21 protein-coding genes and 1 pseudogene are annotated in these 22846 nt (G+C 68.9%); 8 read left to right on the top strand and 14 right to left on the bottom strand.

The genetic code is table 11. The features are described 5' to 3' along the window. Position 1 precedes the first annotated feature (1 nt). From ABEU20_RS08055 to ABEU20_RS08020, 8 genes are all read right to left on the bottom strand, one after another. Positions 2-1012, bottom strand: coding sequence for an NADPH:quinone oxidoreductase family protein (locus ABEU20_RS08055; protein WP_456300331.1), 1011 nt, complete (start codon positions 1010-1012; stop codon positions 2-4). Next, positions 979-1389 carry a MaoC/PaaZ C-terminal domain-containing protein gene (locus tag ABEU20_RS08050; RefSeq protein ID WP_420163861.1) on the bottom strand — a complete coding sequence of 137 codons (411 nt, stop codon included), beginning with the start codon at positions 1387-1389 and terminating at the stop codon, positions 979-981. Before ABEU20_RS08050 ends, ABEU20_RS08055 begins: the two co-directional genes overlap by 34 nt. Continuing rightward, positions 1386-1832, bottom strand: a complete 447-nt coding sequence (locus ABEU20_RS08045; protein ID WP_420163860.1) for an FAS1-like dehydratase domain-containing protein — start codon at positions 1830-1832, stop codon at positions 1386-1388. Before ABEU20_RS08045 ends, ABEU20_RS08050 begins: the two co-directional genes overlap by 4 nt. 36 nt (positions 1833-1868) lie before the next feature. Then, positions 1869-2744, bottom strand: a complete 876-nt coding sequence (locus ABEU20_RS08040) for an SDR family oxidoreductase (protein ID WP_420163859.1) — start codon at positions 2742-2744, stop codon at positions 1869-1871. 38 nt (positions 2745-2782) lie between these two features. Continuing rightward, positions 2783-3871, bottom strand: a complete 1089-nt coding sequence (locus ABEU20_RS08035) for an NAD(P)H-dependent flavin oxidoreductase (protein WP_420163858.1) — start codon at positions 3869-3871, stop codon at positions 2783-2785. Beyond that, positions 3868-4626, bottom strand: coding sequence for a CoA-transferase subunit beta (locus tag ABEU20_RS08030; protein ID WP_420163857.1), 759 nt, complete (start codon positions 4624-4626; stop codon positions 3868-3870). The genes ABEU20_RS08035 and ABEU20_RS08030 overlap by 4 nt, the downstream gene beginning before the upstream one ends. Beyond that, positions 4623-5486: a CoA transferase subunit A gene (locus ABEU20_RS08025; protein ID WP_420163856.1), complete on the bottom strand. Its 864-nt coding sequence runs from the start codon at positions 5484-5486 to the stop codon at positions 4623-4625. The genes ABEU20_RS08030 and ABEU20_RS08025 overlap by 4 nt, the downstream gene beginning before the upstream one ends. 90 nt (positions 5487-5576) lie before the next feature. After that, positions 5577-6401: a sugar phosphate isomerase/epimerase family protein gene (locus ABEU20_RS08020; protein ID WP_420163855.1), complete on the bottom strand. Its 825-nt coding sequence runs from the start codon at positions 6399-6401 to the stop codon at positions 5577-5579. Positions 6402-6549: 148 nt separating this feature from the next. Between ABEU20_RS08020 and ABEU20_RS08015 the strand changes: the two genes are divergently transcribed. Next, positions 6550-7584, top strand: a complete 1035-nt coding sequence (locus ABEU20_RS08015; protein ID WP_420163854.1) for a phosphotransferase family protein — start codon at positions 6550-6552, stop codon at positions 7582-7584. Between the two features lie 108 nt (positions 7585-7692). Next, positions 7693-8277, top strand: coding sequence for a TetR/AcrR family transcriptional regulator (locus tag ABEU20_RS08010; protein WP_420163853.1), 585 nt, complete (start codon positions 7693-7695; stop codon positions 8275-8277). 51 nt (positions 8278-8328) lie between these two features. On the opposite strand, the pseudogene ABEU20_RS08005 reads toward ABEU20_RS08010, so the two are convergent. Then, positions 8329-10670: pseudogene (locus ABEU20_RS08005) on the bottom strand (arylsulfatase). Positions 10671-10722: 52 nt separating this feature from the next. Continuing rightward, positions 10723-11538, bottom strand: a complete 816-nt coding sequence (locus tag ABEU20_RS08000; protein WP_420163852.1) for a TauD/TfdA dioxygenase family protein — start codon at positions 11536-11538, stop codon at positions 10723-10725. A 95-nt stretch (positions 11539-11633) separates the two neighbouring features. Here ABEU20_RS08000 and ABEU20_RS07995 point away from each other — a divergent pair, with 95 nt between their 5' ends. From ABEU20_RS07995 to rraA, 5 genes are all read left to right on the top strand, one after another. Then, positions 11634-12245 carry a TetR/AcrR family transcriptional regulator gene (locus tag ABEU20_RS07995; RefSeq protein ID WP_420163851.1) on the top strand — a complete coding sequence of 204 codons (612 nt, stop codon included), beginning with the start codon at positions 11634-11636 and terminating at the stop codon, positions 12243-12245. 267 nt (positions 12246-12512) lie between these two features. Next, positions 12513-14012, top strand: a complete 1500-nt coding sequence (locus ABEU20_RS07990; RefSeq protein WP_420163850.1) for an MFS transporter — start codon at positions 12513-12515, stop codon at positions 14010-14012. 92 nt (positions 14013-14104) lie between these two features. Beyond that, a complete protein-coding gene (locus ABEU20_RS07985) occupies positions 14105-16342 on the top strand; it encodes a sulfatase-like hydrolase/transferase (RefSeq protein WP_420163849.1) in 2238 nt (745 codons plus the stop codon). Positions 16343-16387: 45 nt separating this feature from the next. After that, positions 16388-16768 (top strand): DUF5313 family protein, encoded by a 381-nt coding sequence (locus tag ABEU20_RS07980; RefSeq protein ID WP_420163848.1) that lies wholly within the window; start codon positions 16388-16390, stop codon positions 16766-16768. 62 nt (positions 16769-16830) lie between these two features. Then, entirely contained in the window at positions 16831-17301 is a 471-nt protein-coding gene (rraA, locus tag ABEU20_RS07975; protein WP_420163847.1) for a ribonuclease E activity regulator RraA, read from the top strand. A gap of 1 nt (position 17302) precedes the next feature. Here the strand turns inward: rraA and ABEU20_RS07970 are convergent, their stop codons facing one another. Together ABEU20_RS07970 and ABEU20_RS07965 are read right to left on the bottom strand one after the other, a co-directional pair. Continuing rightward, on the bottom strand, positions 17303-18604 hold the full coding sequence (locus tag ABEU20_RS07970) for an alpha/beta hydrolase (RefSeq protein ID WP_420163846.1): 1302 nt from the start codon (positions 18602-18604) through the stop codon (positions 17303-17305). Positions 18605-18659: 55 nt separating this feature from the next. Continuing rightward, positions 18660-20033, bottom strand: a complete 1374-nt coding sequence (locus ABEU20_RS07965) for an FAD-binding oxidoreductase (RefSeq protein WP_420163845.1) — start codon at positions 20031-20033, stop codon at positions 18660-18662. 138 nt (positions 20034-20171) lie between these two features. On the opposite strand from ABEU20_RS07965, the gene ABEU20_RS07960 reads away from it, so the two are divergent. Further along, positions 20172-20852 carry a GntR family transcriptional regulator gene (locus ABEU20_RS07960; protein ID WP_420163844.1) on the top strand — a complete coding sequence of 227 codons (681 nt, stop codon included), beginning with the start codon at positions 20172-20174 and terminating at the stop codon, positions 20850-20852. Between the two features lie 66 nt (positions 20853-20918). On the opposite strand, the gene ABEU20_RS07955 is transcribed toward ABEU20_RS07960, so the two are convergent. Together ABEU20_RS07955 and ABEU20_RS07950 are read right to left on the bottom strand one after the other, a co-directional pair. Then, complete coding sequence (locus ABEU20_RS07955) at positions 20919-22481, bottom strand: molybdopterin-dependent oxidoreductase (protein ID WP_420163843.1); 1563 nt, start codon at positions 22479-22481, stop codon at positions 20919-20921. Between the two features lie 87 nt (positions 22482-22568). Further along, positions 22569-22799: an RNA-binding S4 domain-containing protein gene (locus ABEU20_RS07950; RefSeq protein ID WP_420163842.1), complete on the bottom strand. Its 231-nt coding sequence runs from the start codon at positions 22797-22799 to the stop codon at positions 22569-22571. Positions 22800-22846: the final 47 nt, after the last annotated feature.

Below are 22846 nucleotides of genomic sequence, written 5' to 3'. Positions count from 1 at the left end.
GTCAGTTCCTCCCGCTCGTGAGAATGACCTTGCCGCGCGCACGTCGACCCATCACCACGTCCAGCGCCGCGGACGCCTCCGCCAACGGGTAGGTCTCGCTCACGTGCGGACGCAGCGCGCCGCGGTCGTACCAGTCGAACAGCCGTCGCATGTTCTCGGCGTTGCGCTCCGGGTTGCGTTTGGCCCACACGCCCCACAGGACTCCGTGCAGGGCGCCGCCGCTGACCAGCAGCCGGTTCATGCCCACCTTGGGGATGTCGCCGGACGCGTACCCGATGGTGAGATAGCGCCCGCCCCACGCCAACGCGCGGACCGCGGTCTGCGCGTACTCGCCGCCGACCGGGTCGTACACGACGTCGACTCCGGCCGGCGCCACCTCCGCCAGCCGCGTCTTCAGGTCGTCGGCGGAGTAGTCGATCAGCTCGTCGGCACCGTGATCGCGACAGAGCGCCAGCTTGTCCGGGCTGGACGCCGCCGCGATCACGCGGGCGCCCAACGCCTTTCCGATCTCGACGGCGGTCAGACCGACACCACCCGACGCGCCCAGCACCAGCAGGGTCTCGCCCGCCGTGAGATCGGCTCGGTCGACGAGGCCGTGGTAGGACGTCCCGTAGGTCACCACGAAACCCGCGGCGTCGACGTACGACATCGAGTCCGGGATCGGGAACACCATCGTCGCCGGGACCGTCACCAACTCCGCGTAGCCGCCCATCCCGCAGAACGCCAGCATCCGGGCGCCGATTGCGAGGCCGGAGACGTTCGCACCGACGGCCCGGACGACGCCGGCGACCTCGGAGCCCGGCACGAACGGCAGAGCCGGTTTGGTCTGGTAGTTCCCGGACACGACGAGCCCGTCGGGGAAGTTGACGCCCGCGGCGTGCACCTCGACGAGGACCTCGCCCGGACCGGGCTGCGGATCGGCGATGTCCGTGTACTGCAACACCTCCGGGTCGCCGAGCACTTCACACAGCTGCACCTTCACGTCGCTGCCCCCGTCACGAATGTCGCCCACGCCTTGACCGCGAGCCCGCCGGTCTGACGGGCACAGTCGAGTTCGAGGTCGACCTTGGTCTCTCCGTCCTCCCCGTACTCGCGCAGGATCTGCGCGGTGCAGGTGAGTACGTCGTCGGGCCACACCTGCTCGAGAAAGCGCACGCGGAACGAGCGGACGTTCTCGGCGCCGAGCCAATCGGTGGCGTAGGTGGCCAGCAGCCCGGCCTGGAACATGCCCACCGAGAAGGGACTCTTGTAACCGGCCGCCTCCGCGTAGGTCTGGTCGTGATGGATGGGGTTCATGTCCCCGGACGCCCCCTGGTAGCGGACGAAGTCGGTGCGGGTCACCGGTCCGACGGACCAGGGCTGGGGCACGGTCAGGGTCGCGGTCATCATGCCTCCGTGGCGGGTCGGGCGGTCTCGACACCGGTCATGGTCGCGCGGGCCACGAGTGTGCCTGTGGGATCGACGAAGTCGGTGACCATCACCGCGAACGTCATCTCGCCGCCACGCCGACCCTGCTTGGTGTAGACGTCGGTGATCCGGGACGTGCACCGCAGACGCGTGCCGGCCCTCGGCGGGGGGCCGAAGAACTCGTACTGTTGCTCGGCGTGCAAGCCGCGTTTGCCGTCGAGTTCCACCGCCTTCCAGGGGTTTCCCTCCGGCGGCTGCCAGTGCAGCGTGGTGGTGAGGAAGGTCGGCGGGGACACCGCGTCCTCACGCTCGAGGTAGTCGGGATTGGTCGAGTGTGTCGCTCGTGCGAACTCGCGGACCTTGCCCCGCTCGACGTCGAGGTCGAACGGCACGCCCTCGACTCCGACGGCATCTGCATTTGCCATGTTCTCTCCAGGAAGGTTGTGTCGACGGGTACGGACTCAGACGAGTCCGCTCATCTCCTGCACCAGCTCGTCGACGGTCCAGCGGGCGCCCTTGTCGAGGACCTTCCCGTACTGCCAGCCCAGGAACTGCCGGATCTCGCCGCCCTTGGCGTAGAACACCGACCCGTTGGCCGGGCACTGTTCGGTGAGCAGGTAGGCGACGACGGGCGAGACGTTCCCGGGGTGGTAGACGTCGAACTCGTTCGGGTCGGCGGGTTTCGCGACCATGTCCTTGATGCCGGGCACGTTCTCGGTCATGCGGGTCCGGGCCACCGGCGTGATGGCATTGGCACGAATCCCGTAGCGCTCCAATTCCTGCGCCAGAATCACCGTGAGCGACGCGATGCCGGCCTTGGCCGCGCCGTAGTTGCTCTGCCCCACTGCACCGAGCAGCCCGGACGTGCTCGACACGTTCACGATCGACGCCTTCACGTCGTCTCCGGCCTTCGACCGGTCGCGCCAGTGCGCGCCGAACACGCGACACGGGGCGAACGTGGCCCGCAGCTGCCCGGTGATGACGTCGTCCCACTCGTCCTCACTCATGTTGACGAACATGCGATCTCGCAGGACGCCGGCATTGTTCACGAGCCCGTGCACCTCGCCGAAGCTGCCGAGTGCGGTGTCGAGCAGACTCTGCGCGCCCTCGATGGTCGTGACGTCCGCGGTGTTCGCGACCGCGGCCCCACCCGCCGCGGTGATCTCGTCCGCGACCTGTCGGGCGAGCGACGGATCCGATCCGGAGCCGTCGGGCCCGGCGCCGGTGTCGTTGACGACCACCCGGGCGTCCTCGGCGGCGGCCAGCAGCGCGTGCTCGCGACCGATACCGCGACCGGCGCCGGTCACCACGATCACTCGATCCTTCAGCTGGTTCATCTGATGCCTCCTCGTAGAAGTGTGGGTTCGGTTGTGCGCTAGACGCGCTCGTCGGTGGCGGCGAGCCGGTCCAGGACCGACGCCGCCTCCCGCACGATCCGGTCGATCAGTTCGGCGCAGGTCGGGACGTCGTCGATGAGCCCCACCACCTGGCCGGTGGCCATGACGCCGATGTCGGCGTTGCCATCGACCAGCGCCGACCGGTAGAGCATCGGCGCGTTCGCGGCCATGACGACCTGCCGCCAGCCGAGTTCGTGGCTCTTCTTCATCTCGAGTCCCTCGCGGATCATGTCCTTCCAGGGGGTGCCCGACAACCGCTGGAACGCAACGGCATTGCGCACGGCGCGCAGGACTCGCCGGGGACCGCGGGTGGACTCGAGCTGGTCGATCGTCCCGGCCCGCAGCACCCGCTGCGGAACCCCGTCGATCTCCAGGGTCACGACGGTGTCGTTGACCGACTTCGACAGGTAGACGTCCTTGACCGCCTGCGCCACCGGGGAATCGCTGGTCAGCATGAACCGGGTGCCCATCGCGATGCCGTCGGCACCGTACGCGAGGGCCGAGACCAGGCCGCGGCCGTCGAAGAAGCCGCCCGCGGCGATCACCGGGATGTCGACCGCATCCACCACCTGCGGCAGCAGCAGACTGGTCGGGACGGCGCCGGTGTGGCCGCCGCCCTCGCCGCCCTGCACGACGACGGCGTCGACGCCCCACTCGGCGACCTTCTCCGCGTGCCGGCGGGCACCGATCGACGGCACGACCACCAGCCCGGCGTCCTTGAGTTTCGCGATCAGGTCCCGTTTGGGAGCCAGCGCGAACGACGCCACCTTGACCCCGGACCGGATCAGCAGATCGAGTCGCTTGTCGATGTCCTCCTGGTTGGCGCGCAGATTGACGCCGAAGGGCGCGTCGGTGCGGTCCTTGACGTAGTTGATCGCCCGCTCGAGCTCGTCGTAGCTCAGCATGCCGCCGGCGATGATCCCGAGGCCGCCCGCCGCCGCCGTGGCCGCGGTGAGCCGGGCGTCGGAGACGTAGCCCATGCCGGTCTGCACGATCGGGTACTGCACCCCGAACAGGTCGCACACCCGGGTGTGCAGCGCGCTGCGGTTCGATTCGACGGTGGTCACGCCGGTACCTCCTTGTCGCGCAGGCCGCGGGGATCGATCACGGTGCGGATCAGTTCCAGTTCCTCGGTACTCGGGGTGCGCGTCTGCGACACCGAGTCCGGGATCACCAGGTCGAACCCGGTGGCCGCGACGACGTCGTCGACGGTGACGCCCGGGTGCACGGAGACCAGACGTAGCTGCCCGGTGTCCGGCGTGAAGTCGAGGACCGCGAGATCCGTGACGACCCGGCGCAATTCGTGGTACCGAGTGGCGGCCGGGCCCGCCTTGCGGGCATTGTCGTTGCCGACGCCGGACACCATGTCCACCTTCGGCACGAACACGCGGGTGCTGTGCTTGGGCACCCAGTAGCTGGTCGGGTGGTAGACGGTGTTGCCCGGCGCACCGCGGACCCCGAGCAGCTGCACGGTCGGTCGATCGTGGTCGCCGATCGCGGAGATGTTGCAGTTGCCGTACGTATCGAGCTGGGTGGGAATCATCATGATGTGGCGCTTGCCGTTCCACACCAGATCGAAGATCTGGTTGAACGGCAGCCATGCCTCGACGTCCCCGTCTGCGGCGCCCCCGACGGCCCACGTTCCCCGCACCGCACCGGCCTCGCCGTCCGAGATCACCAGGTCCGGTTCGAATGTGTGCCGCGCCAGTCGGACGCCGATCGCCGGGATGGTGCCGAACGCGCTGGCGATCACCTCGCCGTTGCCGCGATACGCCTCGGCGCACGCCACCGCACACACTTCCGCTCGCGTCGCTGCACTCATGCCGAAGCCTCCTCGCGCTCGCCGCGCACCGCGCGCTGGTACTCCGCCTCCGGGACCGCCAGGTAGCGGTCGACGAAGTCCTGCCACCGCTCCGGATCCTTTGCCGCCCCGACGTACTCGCGCTGGAAGGCCTCGTCGCGGTCATAGTCCGGCACGCACGACGTGAAGTGCGCACCACCGGGCGCGGCCACCACTCCGGATACCAGCAGACGCGGGATCCGGATGGTCGACGGATGCGCCTCGGCGGTGAGTTCGGCCGTCGGAACGACGCGTTCACACGAGACGTACACCTGGTCGGCGGCCATGCAGAACAGGTCGTCGAAGTAGAGGTCCGGTCCCAGGTACTGCGCATTGCCGTGCATGTCGGCGCGGTTCATGTGGACGAGTGCCGCGTCGAGGGGAAGGGCCGGCATCGCGACGAGGGTCTCGTCGCCGTAGGGGTCGGTGACGGTGCGCAGTCCGGGGTTGACACGCATCACGTCCGAGCCGAGGCCCGCCCGCGTCGGCAGGTACGGCAGCCTGATCCCGGCGGCGTACAGCCCCCACTGCAGCATGCCCTCGTCGTACTCGGCGACCTCGATGCGTCCGCTCTGACGGGCCGCGCGGAAGTGCGGGTCGAGCGGGATCGAGTCCAACGACACGAACCCGAAGATCACCTTGCGCACCTTGCCCGCGGCGCACAACAGCCCCACGTCGGGCCCGCCGTAGGACACGACGGTGAGATCGTCGAGGTCCGAGCGCAAGATCTCCCGCACGAGCGACATGGGTTTACGCCGCGATCCCCAGCCGCCGATTCCGATGGTCATACCGGACCGCAACCGGCTGACCACCTCTTTCTCCGACATTCTCTTGTCCGACAATTCGATCCATCCTTCTTCTACGTCCCGACCGCGCGCTTTCGTCCCTTCGGGTCCGCGCGTATCAAACATTTGCTACATACCGCCGCAGGGTCACTGCACGTACTTCCGCATCCACTCCAGTCCACGCCCCATCGCGCTCTCGGCACCCTCCGCATCGATCGCCGGACCGAGCAGTTCGAGGTCGACCAGCCCGGAATAGCCGAGCGCGCCCACCTCGGACACCATCCGGTCGAGGGGAATGCTCCCCTCCCCCGGCACCCGGCGGTTCGGCACCGACGTCGCGTCGACGTGTCGATCCCCGATCTGCACGATTCGGATCGAGTCCAGGTTGTCGCCGATCGTCTGCATCAAATCTCTCTCCTGCCACGCCGAACACAGATCGACCATGAGCCCGACCCCCAGGCGCCGGCCCAGAGCCGCGATGTCCGCGACACTGTGGGTGAAGCTCATTGCCGATCGGATCGACATCGTGTTCTCGAGCGCGAGACCGATGCCCCTCGCCCGCGCGTACTCGACGAGCGGACCGAACCTGTCCACCGCCATGTCCGCGGCCTCCTCCCAGGTGAGGCGACCGGATCCACCCGAGGTGAAAGACACCGTGGGGGCTCCGATCTCGGCCGCGGCATCGACCGCCCGCTCGAGCGAGGACAGCACGCGCTCCCATCCGTCGCCGTCGTGCATGGCACGGCACCCGCCGGCGATGAACTCCGGCCGCAGCCCGGACGACCGGATCGCGTCGACCGACGCGTCGCGGCCCGGACCTGCCATGGTCGCTGCCAACAGCCCGAAGTGGTCCGCGCCGATGCGATGCAGCATCGCCAGCGATTCCCCGAGTGGACGGTCGGCGGTCGCCGCAAGACAGACACTGAGGGTGGACCGGCGGTCCACGTCCGTGTTCTGGGGAGTGTGTTGCACGAATCCTCCTGTCGCAGTGCAGGTGACGATGTCGATATCGTGGTGCAGTCGCAATGTAGCAAATGTTTGATGCGCCGTATAGTCTCGCTCTCGTACCGGCGATTCGTGCACGACGAGCGCCGGCCTGCCCCTATCGGAAAGGCAGCCGATGACCAGCACCACCGACACCGGGATCCGCGACGACGCGCTCTCCCGGTGGTTCACCGACCACGTCGACGACGCGGCGGGACCATTCCGTTTCGAGCGCATCGCCGGCGGCCGGTCGAACCTCACCTACCTGGTCCAGGGCCCGAGCGCCCGGTGGGTCCTGCGACGTCCGCCCCTGGGGATGGCGCACTCCCGCGCCCACGACGTCCTCCGCGAAGCGGAAGTACTCGCGCGGCTCCGGAACACCCCCGTGCCGACGCCGGTCGTCGTCGGTACCTGCGCCGACGACGCCGTGACCGGCGCACCGTTCTTCGTCATGAACCACATCGACGGCGTCGTGCTCCGCGACCCCGACACCGTGACGGCCACGGTGCCCGTCGAGCGCCGCCCGGCCGTCGCGGACGAACTGGTGCGGGCCCTGGGCGCCCTGCACTCCGTCGATCCCCGCGACGTCGGCTGGGGCGGCCTCGCCGACCGGGACGACTATCTCGCCCGGCAGCTGCGACGGTGGTCGACGAACTGGGCACAGGACCGCGTCCGTGTCCTCGACGACATCGGACGCGCCCACGACCGCCTGCTCGAGCGCCTGCCCCGGCAGGGCTCCGCGCGGATCGTCCACGGCGACTTCCGCCTCGACAACTGCCTCTTCACACCCGACGGCACGATCGGCGGGATCCTCGACTGGGAGCTCACCACCGTCGGCGACCCGCTCGCCGATCTCGGCCAACTGCTGGCGTACTGGGCGCAACCGGACGACGAGGTGTGCGCGCTCGAGAACCCGCCCACCCGCGTACCGGGGTTTCCCACGCGCGAGGACCTGGTGGAGCACTACCTAGCCGCCGTCCGGCCGGACACGGTGCCCGACATCGACTTCTACATCGCGTACAACTGGTGGAAGATCGCGTGCATCGTCGAAGGCGTCTACACCCGCACATTGCGCGGCGCGATGGGCGCGAGCGACCGCTCCCCGGAGAGCTTCGGCGCCCAGGCCGAGCGGCTCGCGGCGCAGGCCTGGTGGTACGCGAGCCGACTCTGAAGGTATCCGTGCCGACCGCGCGCGGTAGCAAATGTTTGCTGCCGATAGAGTCCACGTCGACAACACGACCGCCCGGCGCGCCGGGCTGTTTCGATTTCGGAGGTAGGCATGGAGTGGTCGGAGCGCCACACCTTGATCATGGAGCAGGCCGCTGTCCTGTTCGCCACGAAGGGCATCGCCGGCACCAAGGTGCGCGACATCGCCGACGGCGTGGGCATCCTCTCCGGCAGTCTCTATCACTACTTCCCGTCCAAGGACGCGATAGCCGAACTGATCGTCACCCAGTATCTCGACGCCCTCGTCGACGAGTACAAGGCCATCCTGGCGTCGTCTAGCGATCCACGCGGACGTCTCGACGACCTTGTCAAGGCGTCCTTCCGGGTCAGCCAGGCGCATCCGCACGCATCCGAGATCTACCAGAACAATGGCGCCTACCTGCGTAAGTTGAAGTCGCACAGCAAGATTCGCGACGCCGCTCGAACCACGAAGGACGCGTGGATGACGGTCATCGAATCCGGCATCGCGTCGGGGGAGTTCCGTTCCGATCTGCCGGCCGAGGTGCTGTACGGCCTCATCCGTGACGCCGTCTGGCTGTCGTTGCGGTGGTTCTCACCCACCCGCGACTTCGGTATCGATCAGCTCGCCGACTCCGTCGTATCGGTGTTCCTGGAGGGCGTCCGAGCCCGGACCTGACCGGCCCGCCGCCCACCCGGCGCACGGGCCGAGTGGGCGGAGGTACTCGAATCAGTGGGTGGCGCGGGCGATCCGCGCGAGCTCCTGCTGTTCCTGTGGGGGACGTGGACCCTCGACATCGATCCGGACATGGTGCAGCCGGCCGTCGAACGCGAAACCGCCGAGCGAGATCTCGTCGGTGACCGGCGTGCCCCGGCTGACACCGACGTCGAGGCACTCGTTGAGGCTGAACTGGAACGGCGAGGTGGCGTCGATCCGCTGCTTGTCCACCGGCACACCGTCGACCAGCAAGGTGAGCGTGCCCCCGCTCCCCGGCCTGCCGCCGTCGTAAGCGAAGTCCGCCGTCACCTCTCGCCCACCGGGTGCGAGCGGCTCGGGAGACCTGACATAGGTCAGATCCCGACCGAACAGGTTGTAGCAGAACACGGGAATCGAATCGAGGACGTAGAGCGCGAACCCGCCGAACCGACCGCCGATACTCGTCAGCACACCGTTCGCGGGGCCGGCGCCGATCTCGACCTTCGCCGTGATCGTGTACGAGCAGCTGAAGACACGCGGCGCGGCCTTCTCCCCGATCCCGTCCATGTGCGGATACAGCGTCAGTCCGGTGCGACCGCGCAACACGTGCGGCGCCCGCGTGTCCGGGTCGAGGTTGCGGGTGTTCGTCCGGTCGTCGAGGGGAAACACCTGGTACCGGCTGCCCACGAGCAGGAACTTCTCCTGCAACTCGGCGAGCTTCTCGGGATACCGTGCCGCCAGGTCGCGCGACTGGGACCAGTCGACCGAGGTGTCGTACAGCTCCCAGACGTCGTCCGCGTAGTCCGGCGGCGGCGCCATCAACTCCCACGGCCTGCGGTGCACCGCCACCGCCGTCCAGCCACGGTCGTAGATCCCACGGTTGCCGAAGATCTCGAAGTACTGGGTCACGTGCTGGTCCGCGGCGGACGCGTCGTCGAACGAGTAGTTCATCGCGACACCCTCGAGCGGCTGCTGCGCCACACCGTCCACGGTCGTCGGGCTGGGCACCCCGACCGCCGCGAGGATGGTCGGAGTGATGTCGACGCAGTGGTGCCACTGGTTGCGCACCTCGCCGCGCGCCTCGATCCCGTCGGGCCAGTGGACCACCAGACCGTTCCGGGTGCCGCCGTAGTGCGACGCGACCTGCTTGGCCCACTGGTACGGGGTGTCCATGGCGACCGCCCACCCCGCCGGGTAGTGCGCGTAGCTGTTCTCGGTGCCGATCTCGTCGAGCCGCGCGAACATCTCCCCCGGCGTCTGCGGTGTCCCACAGAGCGTCGCGAGATAGTTGAACGATCCGTCGAGACCACCCTCGGTCGAGGCACCGTTGTCACCGACCATGTAGATGATCAGCGTGTTGTCCAGCATGCCACGGTTCTCGAGGTAGCCCACCACCCGGCCGACCTGGTCGTCGGTGTGCTCGAGGAAGGCCGCATAGGTCTCCATCAGACGTGCCGCGACAGCCTTCTGGACGTCGGACAGCGTGTCCCAGTGCGGAACACCGGGGGTCCACGGCGCCAGTGCGGTGTCCTCCGCGACCACACCGAGCTCCTTCTGCCGAGCCAGCGTGATCTCGCGTTGCGCGTCCCACCCGTGGTCGAACTCGCCGCGGTACCGGCCCTGGTACGAATCCGGGATCTGCAACGGGGCGTGGACGGCGCCGAACGGCAGATAACAGAACCAGGGCTTGTCCGGATCCATCGCATCGACGCCCTCGATCCACCGGATCGCCTGGTCGACGAGGTCCTCGGAGAGGTGATAGCCCTCCGCCGCCGTCCGCGGCGGGTCCACCATCGTGAAACCGTCGTGGAGGACCGGCGCGAACTGGTCCGCCTCCGCCCCCAGGACCCGTAGAACTTGTCGAATCCCTCGCGTAGCGGCCAGTGGTCGAACGGACCGGCCGCCGTGGTCTCCCACGGCGGTGTCTGATGCATCTTCCCGAAAGCCGCCGTCGCGTAACCGTTTCCCTGCAGCACCCGCGCGACGGTGGCGGCACTCGCCGGCCGCATGCCGTTGTATCCCGGCGAGGACGTGGAGACCTCGGCGATGTTCCCCATCCCGACACTGTGGTGATTTCGACCCGTGAGGGTGGCCGCCCGCGTCGGCGAGCACAGCGCGGTCGTATGGAACCTGCTGTACTTCAACCCATCCGACGCCAACCGATCGGCCGTCGGCGTCCGGCACGGGCCACCGAACGTGGACGAGGCACCGAAACCGACGTCGTCGAGCATCACCAGGAGGACGTTCGGAGCGCCCGCCGGGGGCCGGACCGGCTCGACCGGACGGAACTTCTCCGCCTGATCCTGGATGTGGACGGCCGGGGCGGGGTGCACCGTCTCGGGGACGATGGGTATCGAGAAACGGTCGAATGTCATACGGAGAGCCTTTCAGGTGAGATCACTTGCTCGATCCGAAACGGACAGCCGGTCACACCGGCACGTCACCGTCGATCACGACCCGATGCATCCGGCGCCGCTGCGCGTAGTCCGCGACCGCATAATGCTGTGTACATCTGTTGTCCCACAGAGCTATCGATCCCGGCTCCCACCGGAAGCGGACCTGGAAGTCCGGCGATCCGACGTGCTCGGTCAACATCGGCAGAAGTGTGCTGTTCTCGCGTTCGGTGAGGCCCTCGAGACGGGTCGTGAAGATCTTGTTGACGAACAGCGCCTTGCGCCCCGTGACCGGATGCGTTCGGACAACCGGATGTACCGAGGGTTCGAAGTGGGCGTTCGCCGCGTTTCGCGCGTGCGACGCCGAGTTCGACGAATCATGGACTGCGGTCATGCCGTCCAGCAGGCGTTGCACCCGTGACGAGAGTGCGTCGTAGGCCGCATACGTCGACGCCCAGACCGTGTCGCCACCGACATCGGGCAGTGTCACCGCCCGTAGCAGCGACCCCAGTGGCGGGCGGCGCAGGAACGTCGCGTCCGAGTGCCAGATGTCCGAGTTCGCCGTCTTCGGCCTGGAGGGATCGATGTCGATCGCGTGCACCTCGGGAACGTCCTCCGACACCGGTTGCAGGAAGGCGAAGCGTTGCAGAGGGCCGAAGTGTGCCGCGAAGTCTCGTTGTGCGACATCGTCGATGTGCTGGTCACGGAAGAACAGCACCTGGTGTTCGTGGAAGTGATCCACGACCTCCTTCACCACGGCGGGGTCGAGGGGACGGGACAGATCGACACCGGTGACCTCGGCTCCGAGAGCGTGAGTCGAGCGTCGTGCCTTCAGCGCGGATTGCGGCATCGGCACTCCCTTCTAAGACGAAGCGTCTTAACGGAGGTTAGGTGCTGCGCCTGTCCGCGTCAAGGCTCGAGACGCACTCGGGCACAATGGCTCACATGACCGAGGATGTCCGCACGAAGATCCTGCTCGCCGCAGAACGCCTGTTCGCCGAACGCGGCGTCGAGCACGTGTCGATGCGCCAGATCGGCGAACGCGCCGGACAGCGCAACAACTCGGCCGTCCAATACCATTTCGGCGACAAGAGCAACCTCATCCAAGCCCTCTACGACCTGCGGCTGCTCCCCCTCAACGCGGCACGCCACCGCATGATCGAGGACCTCGACGAGTACGGCCCCCGCGAACTGGCCGGCGCGTACGTTCTCCCGCTGGCCACCGCTGTCGTCTCGGGCGCCGGATCATCCTGTTACGCGCGGTTTCTCGACAGGTATCTGGGGCGCGGGCGCGACTTCGAGCCGTTCGACGACCGACACGGCAGCGGCTCCCGCGAGGTGGTCCGGAGAATGTCGGAACTCATGGACGGCATCGGTCCCGGGGTCCGCGAGGAGCGTCTCAGGATGGTCCAGGTACTCACGATTCGCACGCTGGCCGACCTCGAGTACCGGCTGGAGACCCGGCAAATCGACTCCACCGCAGCCGATCTGACCGTCTCCGCTCTGGTCGAGGCCGTTTCCGCACTACTCGAGGCGCCCACCTCCCTGCGTGACTGATCGTATTCCGAACCGGATACGACGAAACGTCCCGCTCAGTGGGCCGCCGCCCGCAAACCCTTCCCTGCGCAACACCGGCTTGCTACTGTCCACCGCATTGGTCGGCCCAACGTTCGTTCGACTCGAACACCTGCCCGACGCAGAACGCATAGTTCTGTCCCTCAATGCTTTCCGTAGCCCTGGTTCCGCGGTCCGTCGCAGACGCGTCGTTCCCCGGTCCCCTCCCGACAGCTGGATCTCCTCCACCCAGATTGGAGTTGTTCGGCCATGGCCGAGTTCGCGCATCCCTCCCCCACCCAGAAGTCCTCGGACACCGAATCCCGTTCCAAAGGACAATCGATCCTGATCATCGTGCTGATCGCATTGATGACCGAGATCGTCGCCTTCGAGTTCACACTCGTGGCTCCAGGGCTCACCGACATGGCGCTCGCCTTCGAGACCAATCGCATCACGCTGGTGATGACCATCCCGCTACTGGTCGGTGGCGTGGTCGTTCCCATCATCGGCAAACTCGCCGACGTGTACGGCATGAAGAAGGTTCTGCTGTCCGCCGGAACCACGTTCCTGGTGGGCACGGTCCTGTGTGCGACCGCCACGGCCTACCCGCTGTTCCTCGCCGGCCGCGGACTGCAGGCCTGCGGCCTCGCCTCCTCCGTCGTCTGCTACGGACTGATCCGTGACCTCATTCCGTCCCGCTGGGTTCCGCTCGGCGTCGGTGGCGTGGGCGTGGGTATCGGCGCATCGGCACTCATCGGCCCCATCCTCGGCGGCTGGCTCATCGAGACCTTCGGCTTCCGCAGCGCCTTCTGGTTCCTGCTCGTGTACTCGGCGATCGTCCTCGCCGCGATCGCGATCCTCATCCCCGAGACCACCGTCCGGCTCGCCCACCGGATCGACTACGTCGGCGCGGCCCTGCTCGGCCTGGGCGCGAGTGCCCTCATCCTGGGCGCCAACAACGAAGATGTGCGCGGTGTGGCGATCCTCGTCGGTGTGCTCCTGCTCGTCGTCTTCTTCCTCGCCGAACGTCGGATCGCGCAGCCGCTGATCTCCATCTCGCTCCTGGGCCGCCCCGGCGTGTGGATGACGCTGCTGATCGCCGCCGCGTACGGCGTCGTCAACGGGGCGAACGGTGCGCTCCTGCCGCAGATGCTGCGGGCGCCGTCCATCCCCGGCAACGACCAGTCCGGGCTCGGCCTGTCCGCCATCGGGTATGCCCTCCACTACGGCCTGCCCAGTGGGCTGGCATCCGCGGCGTGCGGTCTGCTCGCGGGCTGGGTCTCGCGCAAGCACTCGCCCCGGCTCGCGATGCTGATCGGCATGGTCGGCGCCTTCCTCGGGTCCCTCCTGATCGGCTTCGGCGCGGTCACCGGCCTCGGAACGACCATCCTGCTCGCGGTCTTCATGGGTATCGCCGGCGGCTGCTTCTACTCGGCCTCCCAGAATCTGCTCATCGAAGCGGTGCCCGCCGACACTCAGGCGGTCACCGGTTCGATGAAGTTCACGTCGGAGCAGGTCTCCGGCGCCCTGTCGAGTGCGTTCCTCGGAGCGCTCGTCGGCAGCTACGTGCTGATGCTCAATCCCAATACCGGCCAACCCATCCCGTCGATGCAGGGCTACCACTACGCCTATCTGGTCTGTGCTGCCGCCGCCGTCGTCGCCGCCGTCGTGACGCTGGCCATGCGGCACGGACGTACCCCGGCCACCGGCGGTGTCGTGTCCGGACAGAGCATCGCCGAATCCGACCCGCCGGCGCTACCCGTGCCCTGACCGCCCGCGCGACCGACGACGCCCGGGGAGCCGGTAGCGAAGTCGAGGAAGTTGTAGCGGTGCACCGCCACCCGACCCGAGAGGAAACCGACATGACCGAATCGACCGCGACGAGACGCACTGCCGCACCGAACGTGCTGGTGGTCCTCGTCGACGACATGGGGTTCGGTGCATCCTCCGCCTTCGGCGGGCCGATCGACATGCCCACAGCCGAACGACTGGCGGCCGGCGGAGTGCGGTTCAACCGATTCCACACCACCGCCCTGTGCTCACCGACGCGGGCGTCACTGCTGACCGGACGAAATCCCCATGCGGTGGGATTCGGCACGGTCACCAATTTCGTCAGCTCCGACCCCGGCTACAACTGTGTCCGCCCGGACAGCGCCGCGACCGTCGCGACGATCCTGAAGGACAACGGATACAACACGGCCGCGTTCGGGAAGTGGCATCAGACTCCCGGCGCGGAGACCGGGCCCACCGGGCCGTTCGACCGCTGGCCGACGGGTGAGGGTTTCGAACGCTTCTACGGATTCCTCGGCGGTTCCACCGACCAGTACCACCCGGCCCTGTACGACGGGGTGACCCCGATCGACTGCCCGAGCACCCCCGAGGAGGGCTATCACCTCTCCGAGGACCTCGCCGACAGGATGATCGACTGGATGGCCTGTCAGCACGCGACGGCGCCCGACAAGCCGTTCTTCGCGTATCTGGCGCTCGGGGCCACCCACTCCCCGCTGCAGGTCCCGAAACAGTGGCGCGACAAGTATTCCGGGAAGTTCGCCCACGGATGGAACCGGCAACGCGACATCACGCTGGACCGACAGAAGGAACTCGGGGTGGTCCCGGAGGACGGCGAGATGACGGCGTGGCTCGACCTGGTGCCCGAATGGGACACGCTGAGCGAGGAGGACCGCCGCGCGGCGGAGCTGCTGATGGAGCTGTATGCGGGCTTCGCCGAACACACCGACGCCCAGGTGGGCCGGGTCGTCGACGCGTTGGAGCGCCTGGAGTTGCTCGACGACACGCTGATCTTCTACATCCTCGGCGACAACGGCGCGTCGGCCGAGGGCGGTGTGCAGGGCACCGCCAACGAGGGCATCCTGTTCAACGGATTGCGCGACAGTTCCGCCCGGATCGTCGCGCGGGCGAACGAACTGGGTTCCCCCACAACGGCTCCCCAGTACCCCTTCGGATGGGCACTGGCCATGGACACGCCGTACCAGTGGGTCAAGCAGGTGGCGTCCCACTACGGCGGTACCCGGAACCCGCTGATCGTGCACTGGCCGGACGGGGTCGCGGCACGAGGAGGGATCCGCCCACAGTGGCACTTCGTCTCCGACATCGCGCCGACCATCCTCGAGGCCGCGGGTATTCCGGCACCGGCGAGCGTGGGTGGCGTGGAACAGCAACCCCTGGACGGTGTCTCGATGCTCTACAGTTTCGACGACGCGGACGCGGCCGACCGTCGCACGACCCAGTACTTCGAGGTGTTCGGCAACCGCGGCATCTATCACGAGGGGTGGGTCGCGTGCACCGCACACCGCGTCCCCATGCAGGCGGCGTCGACGGACGTGCCGTTCGAGGACGACGTCTGGGAGTTGTACGACACGACCGTCGACTGGACCGAGGCACGGAACCTCGCCGGTACACACCCGGACAAGCTGGCCCGGATGCAGGAGCTGTTCGACCGGGAGGCACGACGTAACCAGGTGCTGCTCGACAACACTCGGATGCAACGCATGCGTGAAGGGGTTCCCGCCCGGGACCCGGCGCGGGTGGTGACGTATCCGGGCACGATGCCGCCGCTGCTACCGGATGCCGCGGTGAAGGTGCTCAACCGTTCCCACACCATCACCGTGCAGGTGACGCTCGACGTCGCCGGCAGCAGCGGGGCGCTGGTGGCCCAGGGCGCGCGGGCCGACGGCGGGTGGTCCCTCCATCTGGACGAGGGCCGGCTCGCCTACTGCCACAACGTGGCGGACCTGCACTCGTGGCACGTCCGCAGTGATGCGGTGGTGGCGACCGGCACACACGCGATCCGCCTGGAGTCGATCTACGACGGCGGCGGGATGGGCAAGGGCGCCGTGCTCCGCCTCTTCGTGGACGGCGGACCGGTCGGCCACGGGCGGATCGAGAGTTCGACGGCGTTCTACATCGGCGGTACGGGTCTGCTGACCATCGGCCGCAGCCACGGTGTGCCGGTGACGGCGGACTACACCCGGGACAACCGGATCTCCGGCACGGTCCATTCGGTCCGTTTCGAACTCGGCGTCGAGGGGTCGCCGGCGGGGGACGCCGACCTGGCGCGGGTGGCGCTGGCGACGCAGTGACCGGGGCCCGGCCGCCCCCGGTTCCCCCGGTTCTACGCTGGACCCATGTCGGCACCTTCGCGCCCCACCTTCGGCCAGTACGTGGGCTACCAGTTCGGACGGACGCTGCCGGACTCGCTGCAGGACTGGGTCCGACAGGACCTGGTGGGTCCGGGGGCGTCGGCGCGGTACCTGATCCGCTTCACGGTCCCGGTGCTCCCGATCCTCGCGCTCTTCCTGCTCATCCCGGGGCCGATCTGGATTCCGCTCGCGATGATGGCGCTGCTGTTCATCCCGCTCGTGTACTTCGCGGTGGCCCTGATGCGGGTGTACCGGCGGCATCGCCTGCACAGCCACGGACTCGATCCGGACCTGGTGGCCGAGAAGGCGCAGCGTCGCGCCGACCGGGTACGCGACGACTACGAACGCCGGCACGGGCGCGCCTGACCGGCACAAGTTACCGGCCAGTCAACTATGGTGGACGGGCGAACCGACGAAGGGAAGAAACCATGAGTGAGCAGGTAGCGACCGCCGATCTGGCCGACGAGATCGGGCCCGACATTCGCAGCTGCGACACCCAGTTCATCCAGTTCGGGGCCCGGGCGGCCTTCTCGGGCCCGATCACCACCATCAAGTGCTTCCAGGACAACCTGCTGGTCAAGCAGACCCTCAGCGAGCCGGGCAACGGCGGCGTCCTGGTCGTGGACGGCGACGCGAGCGTCCACACCGCCCTCGTCGGCGACATCATCGCCGGGCGCGGCGTCTCCAACGGCTGGGCCGGCGTCATCGTCAACGGCGCGGTCCGCGACTCGGCGATCCTCCGCACGCTCGACATCGGCATCAAGGCGCTCGGCACCAACCCGCGCAAGAGCACCCAGACCGGCTCCGGCGAGAAGAACGTGCCGGTTTCCTTCGGCGGCATCACCTTCAACCCGGGCGAGACGGTCTACAGCGACGACGACGGCGTCGTCGTCCGCTGAGTCACACGCGTCGCAGGTGGCCGGCGGTCCAGTCGGCCACCAACGACAGCACCTTCGGATCCACCGGTTCACGCACCAGTCGCCGATAGGCGCGCAGCGACGGCGGGGCGGTGTCGCGCCGCACCAGGTGCGTCAGATCGGGCACCCGGACGGTGTCGACCTCCTCCGGCACGAGGTCGGCGATCGCCGTCAGATCGTCCGGATCCACCTGCAGGTCCTTCGCCCCGGTGATCGCAAGGACGGGTGCACGGTTCTTCTGCAGCAGCGGTTTCGGGTCGAAGTCGAGGAACTCCCGGAACCAACGGGCGTTCACCCGGCGCAGACCCACTCGAGCGGTGTCGCCGGATGTCCGGTAGAGCCTGTCGATCGTCTTGCGCTGCTTCGCCTTCACATCGATGCGCAGAAGATGCAGCACAGCGCGGACGGGCGCGGGGAGAGCATCGACGCCCTTCGCGGTCTGCCACAACAGCACCTCGCGTCCGGTCGCCGCAGGACACGCGATCAGCACGACGGCGGCGGGGTCGACCTCGCGATCGGCGCCCAGCGCCGCGGCCAGGCACGCGCCCTCACTGTGTCCGATCACCGCCACCGCGTCCCGCACGAATCCCCCTGTCGTCCGGACCCATTCGACCGCGGCCGCAGCGTCGGCCAGGTTGTCGGTCATTCCCGTCGACAGGTAGTCGCCGCCCGATGGCGGGACCCCCCGTTTGTCGTAGCGCAGCGACGCGGTCCCGTTGCGCGCCAACGCCTCCGCGAGCGCCCGGCTGATCCCGATCGGCAGCTTCGCGTGATCGCCGTCGCGGTTCATCTCCCCCGACCCGGTGAGGATCACCGCCACCGGACCCGCCTCCGCGCCCGCCGGCACCGTCAGGGTGCCCGCCAGCACCGTGCCGTCGCCGGACCGGAACGTCACCTCGCGTTCGGACATCCCCGGACGGCCGGCGTCGAGGATCCCGCGGATCCGGCCGGCGACCTCGACGGCGTCCGGGTGGGTCACGATCAGCTCGTCGAACTCCGCGCCCGCGGCCCGGCCGCCGGTGCGCACCCGAACCGCGGGCGCCCCGGCGTGCGCGACGACGAACGTGCGCACTCCCCCGCCGCGCCACGTCCCGATGCGCAGGCGTCGCCGAACCGCGAGCCCGGGCGCCCGCAGGCCCCGGGTGTTCGCGAACGCGTCGGCGACGACATCGACGTCACGGATCTGGTCGACGGGGATCGCGACATCACCGTGGAGTCCGGCGATCTTCTCGAAACGAGACAATCGCAGCACCAATCGGTCGCCCTGCACGCTCAGCTCGCCCACCGCAGCACCTCCCAGCACCGAGTATCCCGTGCGCGCACGGATCCGGCGAGAGCCGTCAGAAGCCGCGCCCCGGATTGAGGATGCCCGAGGGGTCGAAGACCGACTTGATGCCCGCCATGAGTTCGCGTTCGGTCGCCCCGACCATCGACTCCATGTACGGGGTCTTGAGCGCGCCCACGCCGTGTTCGCCGGTGATGGAACCGCCGAGCGCGAGACACGCAGCGACGAGGTCGTCGAAGGCTGCCCGGGCGCGGGCCGTCATCGCGGCGTCGGACACGTCGAACACGATGGTGGGGTGCAGGTTTCCGTCGGCGGCGTGTCCGAACGTCCCGATGAGGACGTCGTGCCGGTCCGCCGTCTCCTCGATCGCGGCCAGCATGCGCGGAAGGTGCGGGACCGGGACGGCGAGATCGTCCAGCAGGGTGCTGCCCCTTCGCTCGAGCGCGGTGAGCGCGGCCCGGCGGGCCTGCATGAACTCCTCACCCTCGACGGGGTCGGCGGTGTCGTAGACCTCCGTGGCGCCGGCCGCCGCGCACGCCGCCGCACAGCGCGCGGCCTCGGCGGCGGCATCCCCGCCGTCGCACTGCACCAGAAGCAGCGCGCCCGCCGTGTCGTCGAGGCCCATCCTCGTCATGTCGTTGACGGCGGAGATGGTGGTGCGGTCCATGAGCTCGAGCAGGCACGGATCGGCCACCTGCCGAATCGTGAGGACGGCGTCGATCGCCTGCGCGGTGGTCGGGAAACTCGCGACGACGGTGGAGGCTGCCGACGGCTGCGCCCGCAGCCGCACGGTCGCCTCCACGATCACCGCGAGCGTGCCCTCCGAACCGACAAGTACCTGCGTGAGGTTGAGTCCGGCAACGTTCTTGCGGGTGTCGGCGCCGGTGTGGATGATCCGGCCGTCCGGGAGGACGGCCTTGATGCGCGCGACGTGGTCGGCGGTGACGCCGTACTTGGCGCAGCACGTGCCGCCGGCGTTGGTGGCGAGGTTGCCTCCGATCGACGAGATGGCCCGGCTGCCCGGATCGGGGACGTACCAGAGGCCACGCTCGGCGACCGCCGCGGCAAGGTCGCCGTTGATGACGCCCGGTTGCACGGTTGCGGTGCGGGCGGCCTCGTCGATGCGCAGGATCTCGTTCATCCGTTCGAGGCTCAGCACGATGCACCCGTCGATCGCGTTGGCGCCGCCGGCCAGGCCGGTCCCCGCCCCGCGGGTGACGACGGGGACCCCGTGTCGGTGCGCGATCTGCAGCGTCACGACGACGTCGTCGGTGCTGCGCGCCCGGACGAGCGTCGACGGTTCGCCGTCCGGTGTCAGCAGGGACTGGTCGCGGCGGTACGCAAGCATCCGATCGGGGTCGGTGACGACCGCGGATCCGAGCCGCGCGACCAGCTCGGCAGCAGCGGAAGAGGTGACTTCGAGGGTCATGGAGAACCGTCCATCCGAGAACAAGACCCTTCGATTGTCAGACAAGTATTCATGCGAGTCAAGGATGGTGGATGGACACGTGTGCACGACCGACGCACCGTGGGAGGATCGACCGGAATCGAGCGAGCGGAGGATCCGGTGGGCAGAGTCGAGGCGTTGTCGATCGTCGACGCACTGGCCGCCGAACTGCGGCAACGCGTGTTCGCCGGCGACCTCACGCACGCCGCCGCCCTCACCGAGACCGAGATCGCGCGCGCCTACGAGGTCGCCCGGCCCACCGCGAAGGCCGCGATCGAGAAGCTCGTCGGCGAGGGACTGCTGCAGCGCAGCGCCCACAAGACCGCACGGGTGCTGCACCTGGGGCCGGACGACGTGCGCGACATCTACCGCACCCGGGCCGGGCTCGAATCCCAGGTGCTGCGGGAACTCGCCCGCAACCGCGTGGTGCCCCCCGACGCGGTGACCGCGAACGCCGAGATCGCCGCGCTCACCGACGGCGCTCCGCTGTCCGTCGTCGAACCGGACATGCGTTTCCACACGTCACTCGTCGACGCCGTCGGCAGCCCCCGCACCAGCCGGATCTTCCGGACGCTGGTGTCCGAGGTGCGCCTGTGCATGGTCCAGGTGCAGGGCAAACACCTGCTGACCACGTCGAGCATCGTCGCCGAGCACCAACAGATCCTCGACGCCCTCTCCGCCGGCGACGGCGGACGCGCGGTGGCGGTGCTGACGGAGCACCTGGGCCGCGCCCGGGAGCGCCTGGCCGCGGTCCTCGGCGGTGAGTCCGGCCCGGAGGCAGCGCTGCCCGACCCCGACTAGGAACCCGGCCGGCCTGTCAGGTGGTGGGCGAGACCGCAGCAGCACCGTCGGGTCCGCTGACCCGGTTCACGACACCGTCACCGTGCGCGAGTGCCATCCGCTGGCGCCGTCCGGAATCGGCGCCGCCCGCTCCTCGGTCTGGGTGTTCCCGTCGAGATCGGTGGCACGCACCTGGAGGCTGTGCACACCGGGGGGCGCGTCCCACTGCCACGTCCACTGCCGCCACGTGTCGATCGAGTACTGCGGCGCGAGGGTCGCGGTCCGCCACACGCCGGTGTCCACCCGCACCTCGACCGTCGCGATGCCGCGGTGCTGCGCCCACGCGGTGCCGGCGACGATCGTGGGACCGGCGGGGATCTTCCCGAAGGCGGCGGGCACGTCGATGCGCGACGCGGTCTTGATCGGCGCCCGCTCCGCCCAGCCGCGTCGGGTCCAGTACGCCTCGGCGCGGTCGAAGCGGGTCAGTTCCCAGTCGACCACCCACTTCGTCGCGGACACGAACCCGTACAGCCCGGGCACCACCTGGCGCACCGGGTAGCCGTGCTCGAACGGCAGCGGTTCGCCGTTCATCGCGACGGCGAGGATCGCGTCGCGGCCGTCGCGGAGCACCTCGACCGGGGTGCCGACCGTGAAACCGTCGGCGCTGGTGGACAGCAGCATGTCGGCGTCGGGCGCGACGCCCACCTCGTCGAGCAGATCCTTGATCCGATAGCCGATCCAGGTGGCATTGCCCGCGAGGTCGCCGCCGACCTCGTTGGAGACACAGGTGAGCGTGATCGCCCGTTCGATCGGCGTCCGCGCCGTCAGATCGTCCCAGCCCAGGGTGATCTCGCGGTCCACCATGCCGTGGATCCGCAGGCTCCAGTCGTCCGTCGTGAGCATCGGCACCTGGAGCGCAGTGTCGATGCGGTAGAAGTCGCCGTTGCGCGTCACGAACGGGGTGGCGCCCGGGACGGAGACGTCGGTGCCGGCCGCGATCGTCGGCGCCTGCTCGGCGGCGGTCACCGCCGGCAGCCTGAGACCGTCGCGGTTGCGGACCGCCCCCGCGACCCGGTCGGCGAGATAACGGCCGGCGGCCCCCGCTGCGGCCGCCACCGCGGCGGCCGACGCGGCCAGCACCAGGAACCGGCGACGCGGCAGCCCCGACGGGTCGCCCCCGGACCCGGCCGCGACCGGCGCGCGAGCGGTGAGCACCCGCAGCGTGACGACTCCGGCCGCGACCCCGACGAGCGTCGGTAGGGCGTACAGCGCCGAGGCGCCCGGCCGGTTCACGGCCGCGTACACCCCGACCACCCCGAGCGCCAGCAGAATCGCGCTGCCGTACGGGCGGCGCGGCCGCTCGACGATGCCCGCCACGGCGGCCAGCACCACGATCAGCACGGTCATGCCGAGGAACAGGGCGGGTTTGTCGTTGGTGCCGAACGTCGTGATCGCGAACTCGCGCGCCCACGCCGGGCTGCGGTCGACGGTGGTGGATCCGACCGCGAAGAACGGCGACGCCGCGCGGGCGATCGGCACCGACACCAGTTCGCCCACCCCGAGCGCGACGGCTGCCGCGAGAACGCCCGACAGTGCTCGCGCCGGAACGCTGCGCCGCGGCGTCCCGGTCGTATCCTCGCGCGCCGTCATCTCGTCCCCGCTTCCTTCCGGCTACGTCCGAGTATTCGGCGCCGGCGGGGGCCGCGGATGGGTTCGGTTCGGAGACCGCGCGGACCGCTAGGACACGGGGGCGCTCACCCGCGCCGACATCCCACCGATCTCGACGACGTCGCCGTCCCGCAACTGCCGTCCCCGTCGGATCTCCACCTCGCCGTTGACGTTGACGAGACCGTCGGCGACGACGACCTTCGCCTCGGCGCCGGACTCGATGAGATTGGCGAGCTTGAGGAATTGACCCAGACGGATCGATTCGTCGCGGATCGGGACCTCGTGGGCAGCGTCAGACATGCCTCCATCTTCCTCCTTCACCCCAAACGGCCCTTCGACGCCTCACA

It is taken from the genome of Rhodococcus parequi, assembly GCF_046042785.1.
Taxonomy (GTDB): Bacteria; Actinomycetota; Actinomycetes; order Mycobacteriales; family Mycobacteriaceae; genus Prescottella; species Prescottella parequi.
The sequence above is the reverse complement of the archived record's forward strand: the minus strand, read 5'-3'. Positions and strand labels throughout refer to the sequence as shown.

What these genes read in the sequence shown, in the direction of transcription:
- ABEU20_RS07995 (WP_420163851.1), top strand. Translation starts at nt 11,634, where the DNA reads ATGACCGAGGATGTCCGCACGAAGATCCTGCTCGCCGCAGAACGCCTG.
- ABEU20_RS07965 (WP_420163845.1), bottom strand. Translation starts at nt 20,033, where the DNA reads ATGACCCTCGAAGTCACCTCTTCCGCTGCTGCCGAGCTGGTCGCGCGG.
- ABEU20_RS07990 (WP_420163850.1), top strand. Translation starts at nt 12,513, where the DNA reads ATGGCCGAGTTCGCGCATCCCTCCCCCACCCAGAAGTCCTCGGACACC.
- ABEU20_RS08040 (WP_420163859.1), bottom strand. Translation starts at nt 2,744, where the DNA reads ATGAACCAGCTGAAGGATCGAGTGATCGTGGTGACCGGCGCCGGTCGC.
- ABEU20_RS07980 (WP_420163848.1), top strand. Translation starts at nt 16,388, where the DNA reads ATGTCGGCACCTTCGCGCCCCACCTTCGGCCAGTACGTGGGCTACCAG.
- ABEU20_RS08010 (WP_420163853.1), top strand. Translation starts at nt 7,693, where the DNA reads ATGGAGTGGTCGGAGCGCCACACCTTGATCATGGAGCAGGCCGCTGTC.
- ABEU20_RS08030 (WP_420163857.1), bottom strand. Translation starts at nt 4,626, where the DNA reads ATGAGTGCAGCGACGCGAGCGGAAGTGTGTGCGGTGGCGTGCGCCGAG.
- ABEU20_RS08050 (WP_420163861.1), bottom strand. Translation starts at nt 1,389, where the DNA reads ATGATGACCGCGACCCTGACCGTGCCCCAGCCCTGGTCCGTCGGACCG.
- ABEU20_RS08045 (WP_420163860.1), bottom strand. Translation starts at nt 1,832, where the DNA reads ATGGCAAATGCAGATGCCGTCGGAGTCGAGGGCGTGCCGTTCGACCTC.
- ABEU20_RS08015 (WP_420163854.1), top strand. Translation starts at nt 6,550, where the DNA reads ATGACCAGCACCACCGACACCGGGATCCGCGACGACGCGCTCTCCCGG.
- ABEU20_RS08000 (WP_420163852.1), bottom strand. Translation starts at nt 11,538, where the DNA reads ATGCCGCAATCCGCGCTGAAGGCACGACGCTCGACTCACGCTCTCGGA.
- ABEU20_RS07985 (WP_420163849.1), top strand. Translation starts at nt 14,105, where the DNA reads ATGACCGAATCGACCGCGACGAGACGCACTGCCGCACCGAACGTGCTG.
- rraA (WP_420163847.1), top strand. Translation starts at nt 16,831, where the DNA reads ATGAGTGAGCAGGTAGCGACCGCCGATCTGGCCGACGAGATCGGGCCC.
- ABEU20_RS07950 (WP_420163842.1), bottom strand. Translation starts at nt 22,799, where the DNA reads ATGTCTGACGCTGCCCACGAGGTCCCGATCCGCGACGAATCGATCCGT.
- ABEU20_RS07955 (WP_420163843.1), bottom strand. Translation starts at nt 22,481, where the DNA reads ATGACGGCGCGCGAGGATACGACCGGGACGCCGCGGCGCAGCGTTCCG.